The sequence below is a fragment of the Cereibacter changlensis JA139 genome (genome assembly GCF_003034985.1).
GTDB classification, from domain to species: Bacteria; Pseudomonadota; Alphaproteobacteria; order Rhodobacterales; family Rhodobacteraceae; genus Cereibacter; species Cereibacter changlensis.
Window position 1 is genome coordinate 1 of the sequence record NZ_PZKG01000089.1, and the last position, 17,237, is coordinate 17,237.

The window sequence follows — 17,237 nt, forward strand, 5'->3', positions numbered from 1 at the left end:
AACGTGCCCGGGCCAGCTGCCAGCCGCCGGGCCCGGCCCGCAGGATCGGCGCGGCGTAGTCGGGGTAGATCCCCAGCATGGGCGCGAGGTTGCCCAGCAGGTCGTCGAGCACCTCCTCCGGCTCCAGCAGCCCGTCGAAGACGCGGCGCATCGCATCCTGGCTCTTGGTCTGGGCGTAGAGGTTGCACATGGCGGCGGTCCGGAATCGTGGCGGGGGTGATGCGGAACATTGCCAGAACGGCGCTCGCGGGGGAAGGGTGCCGTGGCGGCCCGTGGGTCAACACCAGGCGCAATGGGCAAAGCAAGGCTTGGGCCCCCGTTCGATGAACCTCACCGAACAACATTGTCGAGGCTGTTTGCTGGCGGCTCTTAGGGCAGAGCAATCGGGCACGAACCCCGCCAGCGCCGCACGCAAAGTGCCGAGACCAACTAACGAAGCGCTCTCTGGTTCATTGAACCTGCGCAGACGCGAACAGATGGTGAAAACGCCATTTCAGGCCAAAATAAAAAGCGTTCCTTGCATTAGGTTACAACAGGTTGCGGGAACTACGCTTCGTTCACATCGAAGATGTCAGGAGTTCAAATCCCTTATCACCCACCATCCCTTTGCAGCGCCTCGTTTCGGACCGGGGCGTTTGCTTTTGCGGGCTCTGCCTCCCATGCTCCCCTTCGTGCAACGCTGCGGCGTCCTGACGCAGCAGGGAACGATCCACATCCCGGCGCATTGAATAGGCAATGCAACCTCGAAGGAGAGACCGATGAACTGGGATCAAGTGCAAGGCAACTGGAAGCAGATGACCGGCAAGGTCAAGCAGCAGTGGGGCGACCTGACCGACGACGATCTGGCGCAGGCCAATGGCGACCGCGAGGTGCTGGAGGGCAAGATCCAGGAGCGTTACGGCGACAGCAAGGAAGAAGCCAAGCGCAAGGTGGACAGCTGGATCGACTCGATCTGATCACCCGCGCCTGACATTTCCGGCCACGGCTCCGCATCTGCGGGGCCGTTTCGCGTTCGGGGGCAGGCCGCGCCCTGAGCCCTCGCTCAGAGCAGCAGCACCAGCATCAGCACGCTGGCGCAGATCAGGCCGATGCCGAGCCCCTCGCGCAGGCTCAGCCTCTCGCGGAACACGAAGAACGACACCAGCAGGGTGAACACCATCTCGATCTGGCCGAGCGCCCGGACATAGGCGGCGTTCTGCAGCGCGAAGGCGAAGAACCAGAACAGCGAGCCCAGCATCCCCGTCACCCCGACCCAGATCGTCCGGCGCCAGGTGGCGAAGACCCGTGTCAGCTGCCCCGGCTCGAACAGCCGCATCCAGAGCCCCATGGCGAGGGTCTGGGAGCTTGTCACGCAGGCCAGCGTCACGATGGCCCGCACGAAGGCGGGGCCGTCCCCCAGCTCCAGCGCCGCGCCGCGGTAGCAGATGGCCGAGAGGCCGAAGAGCCCGCCGGCCAGCACGCCATGGGCCGTCGCCCGCGACAGCAGCGGCCCGCCCTTGCCGCGCAGCGATAGGAACAGCACGCCGGCGAGGCCGATGCCGATGGCGAGCCAGCCGGCGGGGAGGATGCTCTCGCCCAGGAGCAGCACCGAGAGCGCCGCGACCTGCAGCGTCTCGGTCTTGGTGAAGGCGATGCCCACGGCGAAGTTGCGCAGCACCAGGAGGCCGACGGTCAGATGGGTGGCGACGATCTGCGCCAGCCCGCCGACCAGCGCGAAGCTCCAGAAGCCGGCCCCCGGGCGCGGCGCCGGCGCGTCGCTGAGCGAGAGCGCAAGGCCCGAGATCAGGATCGCCAGCGGCGCGCCGAAGACGAAGCGTGAGAAGGCCGCGCCGCTGGTCGAGAGGCCGGCGGCCTTCAGCTGCTTCTGCAGCATGAAGCGCAGCGTCTGGACCAGCGCCGCCGCGACGGTCACGGGTATCCAGAGCATCATGTCATCGTCCCTTCCGCAAGGTCGCGCATCTTGTGGACGACCCGGCGGCCGGAGGCAACCGCCGAGGCAGGAACCGGCGGCGGGGATATTCATCCGGCCTAGCTGGCCAGCATCTCGCTTCGGAACACCAGGGTGATCAGCGGGCCGCCCGGGGTCCAGTCGTAGCTGATCGACCCGCCAAGCTGCCGGTCGACGGTCTGCCGCACCAGCCGGCTGCCGTAGCCCCGCTGCTCGGGCGTCGCCGTCACCTCGGGCCCGCCCTGCTCGTTCCAGACGATCTCCACGCTCTCGTCCGACAGCGTGCCCGACACGTCAAGCATGCCGGCATCAGCGGAGAGCGCGCCGTATTTCAGCGAGTTGGTCGCCAGCTCGTGTACCACCAGCGCGAGGCTGGCCGCGGCGTTCTCGCCCACGCCCATGCGCGGCACCGCGATGCGGATGCGGCCGGCGAAGGCACCCTTGTCGTCATAGGGTGCCAGCAGCACGGCGAAGAGGTCGCCCAGCAGGGCCGCATCGCCCTGGTCGCCGGGCAGCGGGCGCACCAGGTCATGCGCCCGGCCGAGGGCGGTCAGCCGCTGGGTCAGCTGCAGCGTCATGTCCTCGACCGAGTTCGAGGAGCGCGAGGTCAGCCGGGTGAGGCCCGAGGCGATGGCCAGCAGGTTCTTGACCCGGTGGCTCATCTCGCCGGCCAGCAGCTCGCTGCCTTCCTCGGCCTGCTTGCGCCCGGTGACGTCGATGAAGATGCCGGTCGTCTCGCGGTCGACGATCTCGGCGTCGGCGCCATGGCCGCGGGCCGAGATCCAACGGACATCCTTGCCGATCAGGGTGCGGAAGTCGATCTCGTAGGCTCCCGGCGCGGTCCGGGTGGCGGCGAAGGCCTCGCGGACCCGGTCGCGGTCGGCGGGGTGGATTTTCTCCGACAGGTGCTCGAACATCAGCCCCTCGCGCGGCGGGACATCCCACAGCCGGTAGCCGTGGGCGTCCATGGCGAAGGCGTCGTTGTCGAGGTTCCAGGACCAGAGCGCCACCCCGGCGGCATCCATGGCGCGCCGGAGCTCCTCATAGCCCCAGCGGGAGCGGTTCATGTAGGTTCTCGCCACGGGACCTCGCTTGCTGTGGCAGACGGTCGCCAGAGGACGCCCGGACGGGGCGGGCTGCGGCGTCGGAACGGCCATAGCATGAAACCGCCCCGCCGCCCCGCGGAATCGGGCCTCCTCCCACAGTCTTGTTCCCGCTGTGCCTATCGGGTTGTTGTGGGGGCGCTGCTGGTCTGGTGCGGCGGCGGCAGGGGCGGGTCCCGACTAGAAAGGGCGGGATGTGTCCGCGTCAGGCAGCAAAACGCACCGGCTGCCCGCGTCGCGAACGAAGCTGCTGCCCCGGTCTCTTAGAAATGCGCATCGGAAGCAGGTGGCACAGGACGGTCCTCGTTGTGCGGCAGCACGGCCGAAGATGCCTCCTGACGCACCACTGCCGGCTTGCCTGCCCGCCCACTATCGGCTATCCCGCGCGCACCGGGTCGTTAGCTCAGATGGTAGAGCGTCTCGTTTACACCGAGAATGTCGGCGGTTCGATCCCGTCACGACCCACCATGTAAATCGATTACTTAAGCTAATTTTGCTTTTCGCGCCTTGGCTCATTGAACCCAAGCGCCGTCATTCCACGACCCGAAGCCGCCAGAATTCCAGTGCATCGGCGGCCTGAGACAGGTGCTGCGGCGAGAATCGAACTCAGGCCGGACGGTTCCAAAACGCCGGAATCAGGAGAAGGGTTTCGGCGTTCATCTGCTGCGCCCCGGCGCGCCTCGCGCCCCTGGCCGACGATCCAAAGCGGGGCAGGGTCTTCCAGCTGCCCGCCCCACAAACGAAAATGGCCGCCCGAGGCGACCATCATCAGTATTGTCTTACTGGAGCGGGCGATGAGATTCGAACTCACGACCCTAACCTTGGCAAGGTTATGCTCTACCCCTGAGCTACGCCCGCACTCCGTGGGCGGGTGATAGCGCCTGTTCGGAGGGGCTGCAAGCCCCTTTTGCGGAATTCAGGCGAGACGCTGCGCGGCGCCTGCCAAAGGCAGATCCAGCACCGGCGCGGAGGGGGCGGGCGGGGTCGCGGGGCGGGCCGGTTTGCGGGTCCAGCGCTCGGTCAGGAAGGCGAGGCCGAGCTGCAGCCCGAGCCCGCCGCCGAGCAGCAGCGTGTCGAGCAGGAAGTGGTCGCCCAGCACGTCCTTCACCCCCTGCAGCGCGAAGCAGAGCACCGTGCCGGTGGCGAAGACCGGCAGCGAGTGCCGCCCGAGCAGGGCGAAGGTCCGCAGCGCCTGCGCCGTGGCGGCCTGGCGCACCCAAGCCAAGGTCGAGAGGAAATAGACCAGCGACAGGATGTGCAGCAGCCGCGGCGCGGTGACGAAGGTCTTGTCGAAGACGGTGAAGAACCACGGCACCCCGGCCTGGTTCACCATCCACAGCCCGTGGCCCAGCATCGCCGAGACCGCGGGGATCTTGGCCGAGAGCAGCGAGAACAGCAGGTAGCCGCCGGTCAGCCATTGCAGCCAGGGCAGCACCGGCACGAAGCGGCGGCCCTGCTTCATCGCGACACCGGTCAGGAGGCCGACGACGAACAGCAGCTGCCAGGAGACCGGGTTGAAGAACCAGCCGCCCGGATTGGGGAAGTTCGGCAGGTTCAGCCGGAACTGCCCCGCCGCCGCCCAGAGCAGCACCGACCCGGCGAGCAGCAGCCTCGGCCAGCGCAGGGCGAGGATCAGCAGCGCCGGAGCGACGATCAGCAGCACGGTGTAGAGCGGCAGGATGTTGGTGTAGCCGAGCTGGTGCGTCATCAGCGGCAGGCCGACGAGGAAGCCGAGCGGCTTCTTGAACAGGATCCAGACCTGATTCTCGTGCAGCAGCTGCGGCGCGGCGAACCACAGCGCCGCGGCGGCGGAGACCGCGATGGCCCAGATGCTGGTCAGCATATGCACCATGTAGAGCGTCCAGGCCCGCCGCCAGATCCGCCGCGCCCCGGCCCAGGTCGGCGCCGGCCGGAAGCCCGCCGAATAGGCGAGGCCGGCGGCGATGCCCGACATCACCACGAAGCCCTCGGCCGCGTCCGAGAAGCCGAAATTGCGGCTGGTGAGGTTCTCGTAGATCGTCGACGGCACATGGTTGATGAAGATCATCACCAGCGCGATGCCGCGGAACACGTCCAGCCGCTGGTCGCGACCGGAGGGCGGGAAGGGGCGGGCGGGGTCAGACATGCTGGACGGCCAGGTTCGGCTCGGTCTGCGGCTGTTCGGAGCTCTGCCACTCGGTCAGGATGGCGGTCTGCGCGGCCATCACCGGCGCGGGCTCCAGATCCATCGGCGAGGTGAACAGCGCCGAGCGGCTGGGTCGCGAGGTGAAGGAGATGATGAAGGGCGACAGGATCATCGGGATCGCCACCGGCAGCAGCCAGGGCACCAGCCCCGGCGCGAAGACATAGGTGGCGCCGAGACCCAGGAGACCCCAGGTGACGATCCAGTGACTGCCGGTCCAGGCCTCGGTCAGGCTCAGCCCGCCGTCGCCGCGGTTGTTGGTCGGCCAGCCGCCGTCGCTGCCGGCCAGCACCTGGATCACCGAGCGGGTCTGGAACATCATCAGGATCGGCGCGGTGATGCTGGAGAACACGAGCTCGGCCAGGGTCGAGACGAGAACCCTCGCGCCGCCGCCGAAGTCTTTGGCGCGGCCGGTGGTGATGGCCTCGATGGCGATCAGGAGCTTCGGCAGCAGCAGCAGGCCGAAGATGCCGACGGCGAGGCCGATCGCTTTCCAGGTCTCGTCGCTGGGAAAGACCGGGAAGGGCCAGTAGGGCACGGGGAAATAGTCCAGCGGCGGCGCGAAGAACGGCGCGGCGATGCTGGCCAAGATGAAGCCCAGCCAGAACAGCGGCGCGACATAGGACAGGATGCCCTGCACGAAGACGAAGCGGTTCCAGGGCAGCAGCCCCGGCGCACCGACGATGCGCGAGTGCTGCAGGTTGCCCTGGCACCAGCGGCGGTCGCGCTTGGCGTGGTCGATCAGGTTCTCCGGGCCTTCCTCGTAGGAGCCGCGCAGATCGTCGTCCAGCCGCACGGTCCAGCCGGCGCGGGCCAGCAGCGCCGCCTCGACATAGTCATGCGACATCACTGGGCCGCCGAAGGGCGGCGGGCCGCTGAGCTCGGGCAGGCCGCAGCTTTCCACGAAGGCGCGGACCCGGACGATGGCGTTGTGGCCCCAGAACGGGCCGGTGTTGCCCTGCATCATGGCGAGGCCGCGGGCGAAGACCGGCGAGTGCAGCGCGCCGGAGAATTGCATCGCCCGACCGAAGCGGGCGCGGGCGCGGGTCACCACCGGCAGGGTCTGCAACAGGCCGATGTCGGGCTGCGCCTCCATCCGGCGGACCATCTCGACCATGGTCTCGCCATCCATCAGGCTGTCGGCGTCGAGGATGATCGAAAACTCGTAGGCCGCGCCGGAGCGCTGGAAGAAATCCTCGATATTCCCGGCCTTGCGGCCCTTGTTCACCGAGCGGCGCCGGTAGAAGATCCGGTTCTCGCCGTTCCGCTCGCGCAAGAGCCGCAGGAACCACAGCCGCTCGCGCGCGGCGATAGCCTCGTCGCGGGTGTCGGAGAGGATGGCGAAGTGGAAGAGATGCGCATAGGGCGTCGCCGCCAGCGAGGCGTCCATCGCGGCGATGCGCGAGAAGGTCGCGACCGGGTCCTCGTTGTAGACCGGCACCAGGATCGCCGTGCGCCCGCTGATCGGCGCGCCGGGAACCACATTGGCCGGCGGGTGCGGCTTGGTGAAGAGCCCGATGATGGCATGGCCCGCGCCCCAGGCCAGCCAGAAGGTGGAGGCCAGGATCAGGACGCTGCGGACCACGTCCATCGAGTCGAGCCCGTCAGCCGCCCCGAACTGCAGGAAGAGGAAGAATGCCCCTGCGGCGGCCAGAAGGCTGATCGCGAAAGCAGCGCCGCGCGAGACCAGCACGGCGAGGCCAAGCGGCCGGGCCCCGGGCATGGGTCAGAGCCTCGCCCTCGGAGCGCGCGCTCCGAAGAGGCGCAGGGCCGAGAGCCAGGACGGGCGGGAGGCTTCCAGCTGTTGCTTGGGCATGGCGCAGGGAGCCAGCGGCGGCGCACCGAGGCTTTCGACAAGCGCGTCGAGGTCAAGGGCTGCGTCCTGCGACGGCGCATCGACCTCGGCGCGCGACAGGGCAGTATGGTTCGACATTATGCTTTGATCCACTGATAGAGCCAGGTTTCCGAGAGCTTCCGACCGTAACCCGCGACGTGAGCCCCGAGTTCCACCGTCGCATCCCCGGAAGCCCCGACGTCCACGACAATACGCCATATGTCCGTTCCCTCGATCCGTTCAAGCGTCGTGGAATGGATGTCACCGTTTCGTGCAGTGACGATCGGCTCCACATCGGCGTCCGCCGGCAGGGCCGCCAGCATGCCGCCCTTGAAATCGATGACGAATTTCCGGGATTCCTTGCTGTTCTCCACGCCGGAGACGCCGCCGTGACCGGCCCGCGTCTCGTACACATGGGCGCGTGGCGCGTCGGGATCCTCGTTCAGCATGCCCCAGTGCAGGCGATAGGCGAACTCGCGCGCATCGCCGGCCTTCACCGGCGCTTCGGGCACCCAGAAGGCGACGATGTTGTCGTTCACTTCGAACTCGGTCGGGATCTCGACCAGGCGCACCGCGCCCTTGCCCCAGGTCCCCAGCGGCTCGACCTCGATCGAGGGCCGGCGCTCGTAATGCGCCTCGGTGTCCTGATAGTTGTCGAAGGCGCGGTCGCGCTGGTAGAGGCCGAAGCCCAAGGGCGACTCCTCGCCGAAATAGCTGCCAGACAGCCGCGGCGGGTTGTTCAGCGGCCGCCAAAGGATGTCGCCATCGGCGCGGCGGATGCGCAGCCCGTCGCTGTCATGCACGTTGGGCCGGTAATCGTCGAACTGCGCCCGGTTCTTTTCGGAGAACAGGAACATCGAGGTCAGCGGGGCGACGCCAAGCTGCGCCACGTCGGTGCGGAAGAACAGCCGCGCCGTCACGTCCATCACCGTCTCGGCGCCCGGGGTGATGACGAAGCGGTAGGCTCCCGTCACGCTGGGGCTGTCGAGCGTGGCATAGACCACGGCGGTGTTGCTGCCGGCCGGCGGGCGCTCCAGGTAGAAGCGCGAGAAGCGGGGGAATTCCTCGGGCTCGGAGGAGGCGGTGTTGATCGCCAGCCCGCGGGCCGAGATGCCGTAGGAGTTGCCCTGGCCGAGCGCGCGGAAATAGCTGGCGCCGAGGAAGGCCACCAGCTCGTCATAGATGTCCGGGCGGTTCAGCGGCATGTTCAGGCGGAAGCCGGCCACCCCCGGCAGCGGGGTGTGCGGCGCGACCCGGGCGGCGAGATCATTGTAATACATGAAGTCGTCGGTCGAGAACTGCATCTCGGTCGAGGTGCCGTTGGTGACCTCGAACATCCGCACCGGCTCGCCGAACAGCCAGCCCATGTGGAAGGCCTGCACGCGGAACAGGCTGTCGGTGCCTTCCCAACGAGCCTTCTCCGGGTTGAACTGGATCTGGCGATAATCGTCGTATTTCAGATCGCCGAGGAAACCGGTCGGTTTCTCGCCCGGAACATAGGCCTCGGTCGCCGCCGCGCGCATTTCTTCGGTCAGCAGGTCGAAGCTGAATTGCTGCGGTGCAGCGGCTTGCGCCGCGGCGTCCTGGGCGAAGGCGGGCCAGGCCAGCGCCGCGCCGGAGGCGAGCGCGACGGAAGAGGTGGCGGCCTGCAGCAGGCGGCGCCGGGTCAACCGGGAGGGGGAGGTCGCTGGGAGGATCATATGGGGCAACGAGGTCTAATTTCCAAAGGCTTGCGCCGTGCAGCTGACAGATTCGTACCGGCATTGCTATATGGGCGCGGAGGGGGATGTTGCAAGGTGGCCAACCGCGCGCCTGCCGGCCTGAGCGTGAATTTGCCAAACTATGTGGCAGTTATCGCCTGTTTCCGGGCGTGCGTCACTTCGCTTGTGCAGAACGCCTTTTGGCGGGCATTTCAGGTATTGACCGGCACATTTCCGCGGCATTTTCAGGAGCGGCGGAACCCCGCCAAAACGGCCGCGGCAGCGGCGTTTCAGCGCGGCCCGCGTTCGGTCAACTTGAGGATCTGGGCAGTGCTCGAGCCCTCGCGCCGCGGGCTGCGCCGGGCGGGCGGGACGCTGCGCACCGTGGGGGCGATGGTCTCGGTCGCCTCCACCAGGGCGGTTTCCATCGCGGAAAGGCCGTGACGCTCGGCATAGGTGATCAGCGTGATCAGGTGGGGAATGACCCAAGCGTGCCGCCCGGGGCTGGCGTCGCTGCCAGGGCGCGGGCGGAACCTCGTGATGGTATTGGGCCGGTCCGGCTTCAGGGATGCCATATCGTTTCGCCTTGTGGCTTCTCATGGGAACTACGCCTTTAAGATAGGCCCGGTTCCGCCCTGCGCCACAAATGAATCAGGAGGCAGCGATTGTTCGCCACCCCCTGCCATCATCCCTGGGCCGTCTTCAGGCGATGACGCGCTGCGGCAGCGTCACGTCGTGCCGGATCCCTGCATAGTCGCGGATCGACTGGATCCGCGCCTCGGAGCAATCCATCAGCGCGGCCAGCGCGGTCACCTTGCCCATCGGCTTGGGCGAGCCGAGATAGCCGTAGGGGGCGTTGCCCGAGCGCTTCAGCACGCGGTCCATCACCGGGTCGATCACCGCGACGGCGTCGGTGATGCCGGCCGCCATGGCGAATTCGAAGGCGCCGATCATCACTTCGCTGGTGACATAGGAGATCGAGTTCCGCTCGCTGCCGCGGGTCAGACGCTCGGTGTCGACGCAGAAGCGGGTGGCTTCCCAGACGGTGGCGCTGCGCAGCGGCGCCTCGCCGTCGAGCAGTTCGCCGAAGATGTCGGCCAGCATGTGCGGCCCGGTGGTCTGCAGCAGGCGCATGCAGCCGACGACTTCGCCGCTGTCATCGACGCTGATGACATGGGCCGGATCCAGATCGTCAAACTTGTCCTTTTCCATGCCGTTCGACACGCGGACATCCCAGCCGAGCCGGTCGGCGAAGACGCGCTTGCGAAGGCGGAACATGTCGTTCAGCAATGCGGGATACTCGTGCTTGTTCAACGAGTCGATGACGAATATCATGGTTTCAGGTCCCCTGGATGTACGGCGTACCCAGAAGATGCGCAGCTTCGCCAAAATCTTAAATGAGGGGAATCCCGTAGTTTTTGTTAATTATCTTGGATAAATCAGCCCCAGCCCGATGGCGCGGCCGACCGCCTGTACCGTCGACAGAGCTCCCATCTTTTCCCGCGCCGACCTGAGGTGCACTTCCACCGTCCGGTGCGAGATGCCGAGGATGTCGCCGATGTCGGTCTGCGACTTTCCCGCCGCCGCCCATTGCAGGATCTCGCGCTCGCGCCGCGACAGTTTCGGCTGGCGCAGCGCCTGCGAGATCACGTCCGACCGCATCACCGCGTCATGCAGGTGCACCGCGGCGACCTGCAATTCGCCGATGACCCGGCGCTTCAGCTTGTCCCATTCCTCGCGCGAACAGGTGCGGGTCACGCTCAGCAACCCGCGGTCGCCATAGGGGCCGCGGATCGGCACCGTCAGCCCCTGCGGCGAGATGCCGAAATCGCCCGCCGCGAAGAACACCGCCTTGAACTTCTCGTCCCGCTCGAAACGGCTCCAGTCCACCGGCGCGATGCTGAGCGCCGACTTGTGGATCGTCGGATCGACCCGGTGCAGGTTGCGCTGCATGTAATGCATTTTCCAGCGGTCGGGATAGTTGGCGTAGCCCTGCACCGCGCCGGTCATCGGGCTGGTGGTGGCGTAGGAGGCGAAATCCAGCTCCAGCCGGTCGCAGACCTGGTCGAGGAAGCCGAGATAGTTCTCGGAGGTCTTCGCCGCCACGCTGAGGTCGATGATGTCCATTCGTCCGGGGCTCCGGCTGTCAGCGCGAGCTGAATCCACTGCAGATCGGCACCATTACCATGCACAGGGGGCGACAGGGAACGATTCTGCGTCGCCCGGGCCGCGGGGCGAACCGTGCGCCGTGCAGGCTAAAGCATGCCGCGGCTTGCGGCAACCGACGCCGCCTGCGCCGCCGTCTTGGCGTTCATCCGCAGCGCAGCGCTCTTCAGCCGGGCCTTCACCGCGCTCTCCGAGATCCCCAGTTCGTAGGCCATCTGCTTGTAGCGCATGCCGGTCGAGAGCATCCGCAGCACCTCGATCTGGCTTTCGGTCAGGGTCTGCTGCTCGCTGACATGCAGCGCCGACAGCAGATGCGTCAACTCCTCGATCTCGACGTCCAGCATCTCGCGGTCCGATCGCGCGAACATGCCGAAACTTTTTTTCGGAGACGAACCGCGCCCCGGCAGGCAGACCGTCACGCCGTAGCGCAGCTTGTGTCTGCGGTAATCCTCCAGCACACGCGCCGGGTCGGGCTGGTCGATCTCGCTCCAGCGCCGGGCGCCGTGGCTGGTGAAGGTCCAGCGCATCAACGGATCCTGCAGGGCAAGGCCGCGGGTGGTGTAATGTTCAACCCAATCCTCGGGATAGGCGTTCAGCTCGTCCTCTGGGGCGTAGAAGCCGATCCTGAGGGCGACGTAGAAGCCTGCCGTTGCCACGCGAGCGAATGCCCCTTTCATATCTGCCAGGTGCATGAGCTTAAGCTGTTCCATTGTTGTCCGGCAGACCGTAGAATGTGCATGATGCCCGGCAATGATGCCGCGCCTTGTCGAGATACACAACCTATGGGCATGTGCCAACCATGGTAAGCGTGAACAAAGTCCGGAACATTCTCCGCGACCTCAACGACCATACGGGATGGCGATTCGCGGTCGGTGTCCGGATACGCTTCGCCAACCCGACCCTGCTGTTCCAGACCTACCCGCAGGAATGGATCGACTACTACAATGACAACGCACTGATCTTCACCGATCCGACGATTCGCTGGGGTTTGTCGCATGCCGGCGTCTGCGACTGGGACGACCTGCGCGCGGATGACGGGGCCGGAATGATGACCAAGGCCGCGGAACATGGGCTCCGCTTCGGCATCGTGGTCTCAGTCGGCGATGTCGGATCGCGCACCCTCGGGTTCTTCTGCCATGCCGACCGTCCTCTCACCGCCGAAGAGATCGCCTTCGCCGCCGACCGCGTCGAGCAGATGCATGACGCCACCGAAGGCCTGGGCGAGGTGTCGGAAGACAAGCTGAACGACCTGCGCGCCATCGGGGCCGGTTTGCGGCACGATTAGGACATTGCCCGACAGAGGCCCCCGAAGCGGCAATATGTCGCAAGGCGGCAGGTGGGGCTGCGGCCTCCAGTCCCTTGATCGCGCAGGGTTTCTCTGCGCGGCGCTTGCTGTGGCGCGCGGAAGCGCCTCTGGCTGATTCTCCCCGGCCAATTTATCACGGAGGCACGACCGGGCCTCGCCGGCCCCCTGCAGCGACGGGGGCGGAGAGGCCCGCCTGACCCGCCATTCGCCGGTCCCGCGCCGGAAGGAGCCTGCCCATGAGCGCTGTTCTCGACTGGCTCGCCGCCGCGGTCGCGGCGCTTGGCTTCGGCAGCGAAGCGCAGGTCTACAACGGCTATGCCGAGGCGGATTACGTCCATGTCGCGCCGCTGACCGCCGGCCGTATCGTCTCGCTCGCCGCCGACGAGGGCGACAGCGTGGCGGCGGGGCAGGTGCTGGTCCTCCTGGAAACCGACAGCCAGACCGCCGCGCTGCAGGCCGCCGAGGCCGCGGTGGCGGTGGCCCGGGCCAATCTCGACAACCTGCAGACCGGCAGCCGCGCCGCCGAGATCGCCGTAGTGGCCGCCTCGCTGCACCGGGCCGAGGCCGACCGCAATCTGGCCCGCACCACGCTCGCCCGCTCGCAGCGCCTGCTCGACCAGGGCCGCGTGCCGCAGGCCGAGGTCGACCGCGACCGCAGCGCGCTGGAGAGCGCCGAGGCGCAGGTCGACCAGCTTTCGGCCGAGTTGGAGGTGGCGCAGCTGCCGGCCCGCGACGCGCAGCGGCTGGCGGCCGAGGCCGCGCTCGATATGGCGCGGGCCGAGGCCGATGTCGCCCGTTCGAACCTGCGCGACCGCAGCCTGGCGAGCCCGGTCGCCGGCAAGGTGGAGCGGCGCTTCTACGAGCCGGGCGAGGTGGCGGCTTCCGGCACGCCGGTGCTGTCGATCTTCCAGCCCGACCGGGTGAAGGCGGTGTTCTTCGTCCCCGAACCGAAGCGCGCCGCCACCGCCTTGGGCGACCGGCTGTCCGTCAGCTGCGACGGCTGCCCGCCCGGCCTCTCGGCCCGGATCACCCGGCTGGCCTCCGACCCGCAATACACCCCGCCGATCCTCTACTCCCGCGACGAGCGCGACCGGCTGGTGTTCCGCGCCGAGGCGGTGATCGACGAAGGCTCCGGCCTGCTGCCCGGCCAGCCGCTGTCGCTTTCGCCATGACCGACCTCGCCATCTCGGTGCGCGGCCTGACCAAGGTCTTCAACGGCCGCCGGGTGGTGGATGATTTCGACATGGATGTGCCGAAGGGCGCGATCTACGGCTTCCTCGGCCCGAACGGCTCGGGCAAGACCACGACGATCCGCATGATGTGCGGCCTGCTGACCCCAGAAGCGGGCAGCGGCCAGTGCCTCGGCTTCGACATCCGGACCCAGTCGCAGCGGATCAAGGAGAACGTGGGCTACATGACCCAGCGCTTCTCGCTCTACGAGGATCTGACGATCCGCGAGAACCTCGATTTCATCGCCCGCATGTACCGCCTGCCGGACCGTCCCGCCCGGGTCGCCGCCGCGCTGGCCGACCTTGGCCTCGCCGACCGGGCGGGGCAGTTGGCCGGCACGCTTTCCGGCGGCTGGAAGCAGCGGCTGGCGCTGGCCGCCTGCATGATCCACGCGCCGCGCCTGCTCCTGCTCGACGAGCCGACGGCGGGGGTGGACCCCAAGGCGCGGCGCGACTTCTGGGACGAGATCCGCCGGCTTTCTGCGGCAGGCGTCACGGTGCTGGTCTCGACCCATTACATGGACGAGGCGGTGCAATGCGATTTCATCGCCTACATCGCCTATGGCCGCAAACTGATCGCCGGCCCCGCGACCGAGATTCCCGACATGATCGGCCTCGTCACCTGGCGGGTGGAGGGCCCCGACATCGCCGCGCTGGAGGCAGAGCTGCGCCAGCGGCCGGAGGTCGAGCAGGTCGCCCGCTTCGGCGCCGTGCTGCATGTCTCGGGCACGGATGCCGAAGCGCTCGACCGGGTGGCCGGCGAATTCGCCGCGCGCGGCAGCCACAGCTGGCAGCGCCAGAAGGGCGGACTGGAGGAGGCCTTCATCTATCTCATGGCCAGCGCGACGGACAATTTCGCCGGGGTCGCGTCATGAGCTTTTCCTTCGGGCGGCTGCAGGCGGTGCTGATCAAGGAATTCGTCCAGATGCGGCGCGACCGCGTCACCTTCGCCATGATGATCGCAATCCCGATCATGCAGCTCTTCCTCTTCGGCTTCGCCATCAACTCCGACCCCAAGCACCTGCCGACGCTGGTCGAGATGGCCGATACCGGCCCGGTCACCCGGGCGGTGCTGATGGGGATGCAGACCTCCGACTATTTCGACTTCCGCGGCATCGTCACCAGCCGCGCCGACGGCGACCTTGCCCTGCGCGACGGCAGCGCCAGCTTCGTCGTGGTGATCCCGCCCGGCTTCGAGCGCGACACGCTGCGCGGCCTCTCGCCCGAAATCCTGCTTTCCGCAGACGCCTCCGACCCTTCCGTCACCGGCGGCGCGGCGGCGGCGCTCGGCGGCATCGTCGAGCGGGCAATGCAGGACACGCTGACCGGCCCGCTCGCCGCCACGGCCCGCCCGCCGCCGCCCTTCTCGGTGACCATGCACCGCCAGTTCAACCCGGAACAGCGCACCGCCACCAACATCGTGCCGGGCCTCCTTGGCGTCATCCTGTCGATGACCATGGTGATGATCACCGCCGTCGCCATCGTCCGCGAAAGCGAGAAGGGCACGATGGAGACGCTGATCGCCACCCCCGTCCGCCCGCTGGAGGTGATGCTGGGCAAGATCACCCCCTATATCCTCGTCGGCTACGTGCAGACCGGCGTCTTCCTCCTGGCGGCGCGGCTGGTCTTCGACGTGCCCTTCCTCGGCGACCCGCTGGCCTTCTTCGCCGGCTTCAACCTCTACATCATCGTCAATCTCGCCCTCGGCTTCCTGATCTCCACCGTGGCGCGTTCGCAGATGCAGGCGATGCAGCTCTCGTTCTTCACCATCCTGCCCTCGGTCCTGCTTTCGGGCTTCATGTTCCCCTTCGCCGGCATGCCGGGCTGGGCGCAGGTGCTCGGCGCGGCGATTCCTGCCACGCATTTCCTGCGCGTCACCCGCAAGGTCATGCTGAAGGGCGCGGGGCTCTCGGAGATCGCGCCCGACATGCTGGCGCTGGGGGCGATCATGCTGGTCATCGTCGCCATCGCCCTGCGCCGCTACCGTCAGACGCTGGACTAGCGGCCCGAGGGGTTCTTACACCCCGGCGGCCGATCGGTCAGGATGCAGCTTCCCGAATCTCAGGAGCCGCCATGACCTTCCGCTTTCTGCACAGCTCGGACCTGCATCTCGGCAAGCCCTTCGGCGGCTATCCCGAGGGCATCCGCAACCGGCTGCGCGAGGCGCGGCATGGCGCGATCTCCCGGCTGGCAGAGGCTGCGCGGGCAGGGGGCGCGGGCGTGGTGCTGCTGGCGGGCGACACGTTCGACGCCGAGACCCCCGCGCCCGACACGCTGCGTCAGGCGCTGCGGGCGATGGCGGCGGCGTCCGACCTCACATGGGTGCTGCTGCCCGGCAACCACGACAGCCTCGCCGCGACCGAGCTCTGGCGCCGCATCGCCGGCGACGCCGCGCCGAACCTCCGGCTGGCGCTGGAGCCGCAGCCGCTGGCCCTGGCCCCCGGCGTCACGCTCTATCCCGCGCCCTGCACCCAGCGCCGTCCGGGGCGCGACCTGACCGACTGGATGGAGCCGGGCGGCGAGGGGCTGCGCATCGGCCTTGCCCATGGCGCCGTCACCGATTTCACCGACGAGGGCGTGCCGGGCATCATCCCGCCCGACCGGGCGCAGCGGGCGGGGCTCGACTATCTCGCCTTGGGAGACTGGCACGGCACGCTCACCGTGGGCGACCGCACCCGCTATTCCGGCACGCCCGAGGCCGACGGGTTCAAGCATGCCGATGCGGCGGGGGCGCTGGTCGTCGCGCTCGAAGCGCCGGGCGCGCTGCCGCTGGTGGAGCGGATCGCGACCGGCAGCCTCAAGTGGCGTACGCTGGCGCTAGACCTGCTGCCCGGCGAGGCGCTGGCGCAGCGGCTGGCCGCCACGCTGCCCGCGCTCGGCCTGCGCCGCGACATGCTGCTCAGGGTGCAGGCGCAGGGCCGTCTGACCTTGCCGGAAAGGGCGGAGCTCGAGACGGCGCTGGAGGCGGCGGCCCCGGATTTCGGCTGGTTCGCCAGCGACTTCACCGCCCTGGGCACCGAGGCGCGGCCCGAGGACCTCGACCTCATCGACCGAGCCGGTGCCCTGCGCGCCGCCGCCGAGGCGCTGCTGGCCGAAACCAACGACCCTGCGCTGCCCGGCCCCGCGCGCGAGGCGGCGGGCATCGCGCTGTCGCGGCTTTTCTCGTTCGCGCAAGAGGTTGCGGCATGAAGCTCAGGTCGATCTCGATCACCAACATCCGCCGTTTCACCGGGCAGACCGCCACGCTGGACGGGATCGGCGACGGCATCACCGTCCTGGCCGAGCCGAACGAGTTCGGCAAATCCACCTTCTTCGACGCGCTGCACGCGCTGTTCTTCGAACGCCACCGCAGCAAGGCGGCGGCGGTGAAATCGCTGCAGCCGCATTCCGGCGCCACGCCCGAGGTGGCGGTGGAGGTCGACACCAAGGACGGCCGCTTCCGGCTGGAAAAGCGCTGGCTCGGCCGCGCCAGCGCCCGGGTGCTGGACGCCACGGGCCGCATCGTCGCGCAGGATGACGAGGCCGAGGCCTGGATCGACCGGCTGATCGACGGCGGGCTCTCGGGCCCCTCCGGCCTCCTCTGGGTCCGTCAGGGCCTTGTGGGGCTGGAGCCGGAGGGCTCCACCGCGGCCGAGCGCAACGAGCGCGAGAGCCTGCTCGCCACCCGGCGCGGCCTGCTGTCTTCGGTTGCGGGCGAGATCGACATGATGACCGGCGGGCGGCGGATGGATGCGGTGCTGGCGCGCAGCGCGGCAGAGCTGGACCGGCT

At 68.1% G+C, this 17,237-nt stretch carries 17 protein-coding genes, 2 tRNA genes and 1 pseudogene; 8 read left to right on the forward strand and 12 right to left on the reverse strand.

Going from position 1 to position 17,237, the window contains the following annotated elements; all coding sequences use genetic code 11:
* A pseudogene (locus C5F48_RS16190) lies at positions 1–190 on the reverse strand (SOS response-associated peptidase); the annotation flags it as partial.
* Positions 191–758: 568 nt separating this feature from the next.
* On the opposite strand from C5F48_RS16190, the gene C5F48_RS16195 reads away from it, so the two are divergent.
* A complete protein-coding gene (locus C5F48_RS16195; RefSeq protein WP_107664917.1) occupies positions 759–956 on the forward strand; it encodes a CsbD family protein in 198 nt (65 codons plus the stop codon).
* An 86-nt stretch (positions 957–1,042) separates the two neighbouring features.
* On the opposite strand, the gene C5F48_RS16200 is transcribed toward C5F48_RS16195, so the two are convergent.
* Positions 1,043–1,930 (reverse strand): EamA family transporter, encoded by an 888-nt coding sequence (locus C5F48_RS16200; RefSeq protein WP_107664918.1) that lies wholly within the window; start codon positions 1,928–1,930, stop codon positions 1,043–1,045.
* Positions 1,931–2,028: 98 nt separating this feature from the next.
* On the reverse strand, positions 2,029–3,030 hold the full coding sequence (locus tag C5F48_RS16205) for a sensor histidine kinase (RefSeq protein ID WP_211314589.1): 1,002 nt from the start codon (positions 3,028–3,030) through the stop codon (positions 2,029–2,031).
* A gap of 413 nt (positions 3,031–3,443) precedes the next feature.
* Here C5F48_RS16205 and C5F48_RS16210 point away from each other — a divergent pair.
* A tRNA-Val gene (locus C5F48_RS16210) sits at positions 3,444–3,519 on the forward strand.
* Positions 3,520–3,834: 315 nt separating this feature from the next.
* Here C5F48_RS16210 and C5F48_RS16215 read toward each other — a convergent pair.
* From C5F48_RS16215 to C5F48_RS16255, 9 genes are all read right to left on the reverse strand, one after another.
* Positions 3,835–3,909 (reverse strand) — tRNA-Gly (locus C5F48_RS16215).
* Between the two features lie 58 nt (positions 3,910–3,967).
* Positions 3,968–5,176, reverse strand: a complete 1,209-nt coding sequence (locus C5F48_RS16220) for an OpgC family protein (RefSeq protein WP_107664920.1) — start codon at positions 5,174–5,176, stop codon at positions 3,968–3,970.
* A complete protein-coding gene (mdoH, locus tag C5F48_RS16225) occupies positions 5,169–6,956 on the reverse strand; it encodes a glucans biosynthesis glucosyltransferase MdoH (RefSeq protein WP_107664921.1) in 1,788 nt (595 codons plus the stop codon). The genes C5F48_RS16220 and mdoH overlap by 8 nt, the downstream gene beginning before the upstream one ends.
* A 3-nt stretch (positions 6,957–6,959) precedes the next feature.
* Entirely contained in the window at positions 6,960–7,166 is a 207-nt protein-coding gene (locus C5F48_RS16230; RefSeq protein WP_107664922.1) for a hypothetical protein, read from the reverse strand.
* Positions 7,166–8,767, reverse strand: a complete 1,602-nt coding sequence (locus tag C5F48_RS16235; RefSeq protein WP_107664923.1) for an OpgD/OpgG family glucan biosynthesis protein — start codon at positions 8,765–8,767, stop codon at positions 7,166–7,168. The genes C5F48_RS16230 and C5F48_RS16235 overlap by 1 nt, the downstream gene beginning before the upstream one ends.
* 290 nt (positions 8,768–9,057) lie before the next feature.
* A complete protein-coding gene (locus C5F48_RS16240) occupies positions 9,058–9,342 on the reverse strand; it encodes a hypothetical protein (protein ID WP_107664924.1) in 285 nt (94 codons plus the stop codon).
* Positions 9,343–9,469: 127 nt separating this feature from the next.
* Positions 9,470–10,102 (reverse strand): acyl-homoserine-lactone synthase, encoded by a 633-nt coding sequence (locus tag C5F48_RS16245; protein ID WP_107664925.1) that lies wholly within the window; start codon positions 10,100–10,102, stop codon positions 9,470–9,472.
* A gap of 90 nt (positions 10,103–10,192) precedes the next feature.
* Complete coding sequence (locus C5F48_RS16250; protein ID WP_107664926.1) at positions 10,193–10,894, reverse strand: LuxR family transcriptional regulator; 702 nt, start codon at positions 10,892–10,894, stop codon at positions 10,193–10,195.
* 128 nt (positions 10,895–11,022) lie between these two features.
* On the reverse strand, positions 11,023–11,643 hold the full coding sequence (locus tag C5F48_RS16255) for a helix-turn-helix transcriptional regulator (RefSeq protein WP_107664927.1): 621 nt from the start codon (positions 11,641–11,643) through the stop codon (positions 11,023–11,025).
* A gap of 89 nt (positions 11,644–11,732) precedes the next feature.
* Here C5F48_RS16255 and C5F48_RS16260 point away from each other — a divergent pair, with 89 nt between their 5' ends.
* From C5F48_RS16260 to C5F48_RS16285, 6 genes are all read left to right on the forward strand, one after another.
* Positions 11,733–12,218: an autoinducer binding domain-containing protein gene (locus C5F48_RS16260; protein ID WP_107664928.1), complete on the forward strand. Its 486-nt coding sequence runs from the start codon at positions 11,733–11,735 to the stop codon at positions 12,216–12,218.
* 257 nt (positions 12,219–12,475) lie between these two features.
* A complete protein-coding gene (locus C5F48_RS16265; RefSeq protein ID WP_107664929.1) occupies positions 12,476–13,411 on the forward strand; it encodes an HlyD family secretion protein in 936 nt (311 codons plus the stop codon).
* Positions 13,408–14,343 carry an ABC transporter ATP-binding protein gene (locus C5F48_RS16270; RefSeq protein WP_107664930.1) on the forward strand — a complete coding sequence of 312 codons (936 nt, stop codon included), beginning with the start codon at positions 13,408–13,410 and terminating at the stop codon, positions 14,341–14,343. The genes C5F48_RS16265 and C5F48_RS16270 overlap by 4 nt, the downstream gene beginning before the upstream one ends.
* Positions 14,340–15,470, forward strand: coding sequence for an ABC transporter permease (locus C5F48_RS16275; RefSeq protein WP_107664931.1), 1,131 nt, complete (start codon positions 14,340–14,342; stop codon positions 15,468–15,470). The genes C5F48_RS16270 and C5F48_RS16275 overlap by 4 nt, the downstream gene beginning before the upstream one ends.
* A 71-nt stretch (positions 15,471–15,541) precedes the next feature.
* The gene (locus C5F48_RS16280; RefSeq protein WP_107664932.1) at positions 15,542–16,657 is read left to right on the forward strand and encodes a metallophosphoesterase family protein; all 1,116 of its coding nucleotides are present in this window, start codon (positions 15,542–15,544) and stop codon (positions 16,655–16,657) included.
* On the forward strand, positions 16,654–17,237 hold a 584-nt coding region (locus C5F48_RS16285; protein WP_146170619.1), incomplete at its 3' end, for an AAA family ATPase. The genes C5F48_RS16280 and C5F48_RS16285, both read left to right, overlap by 4 nt.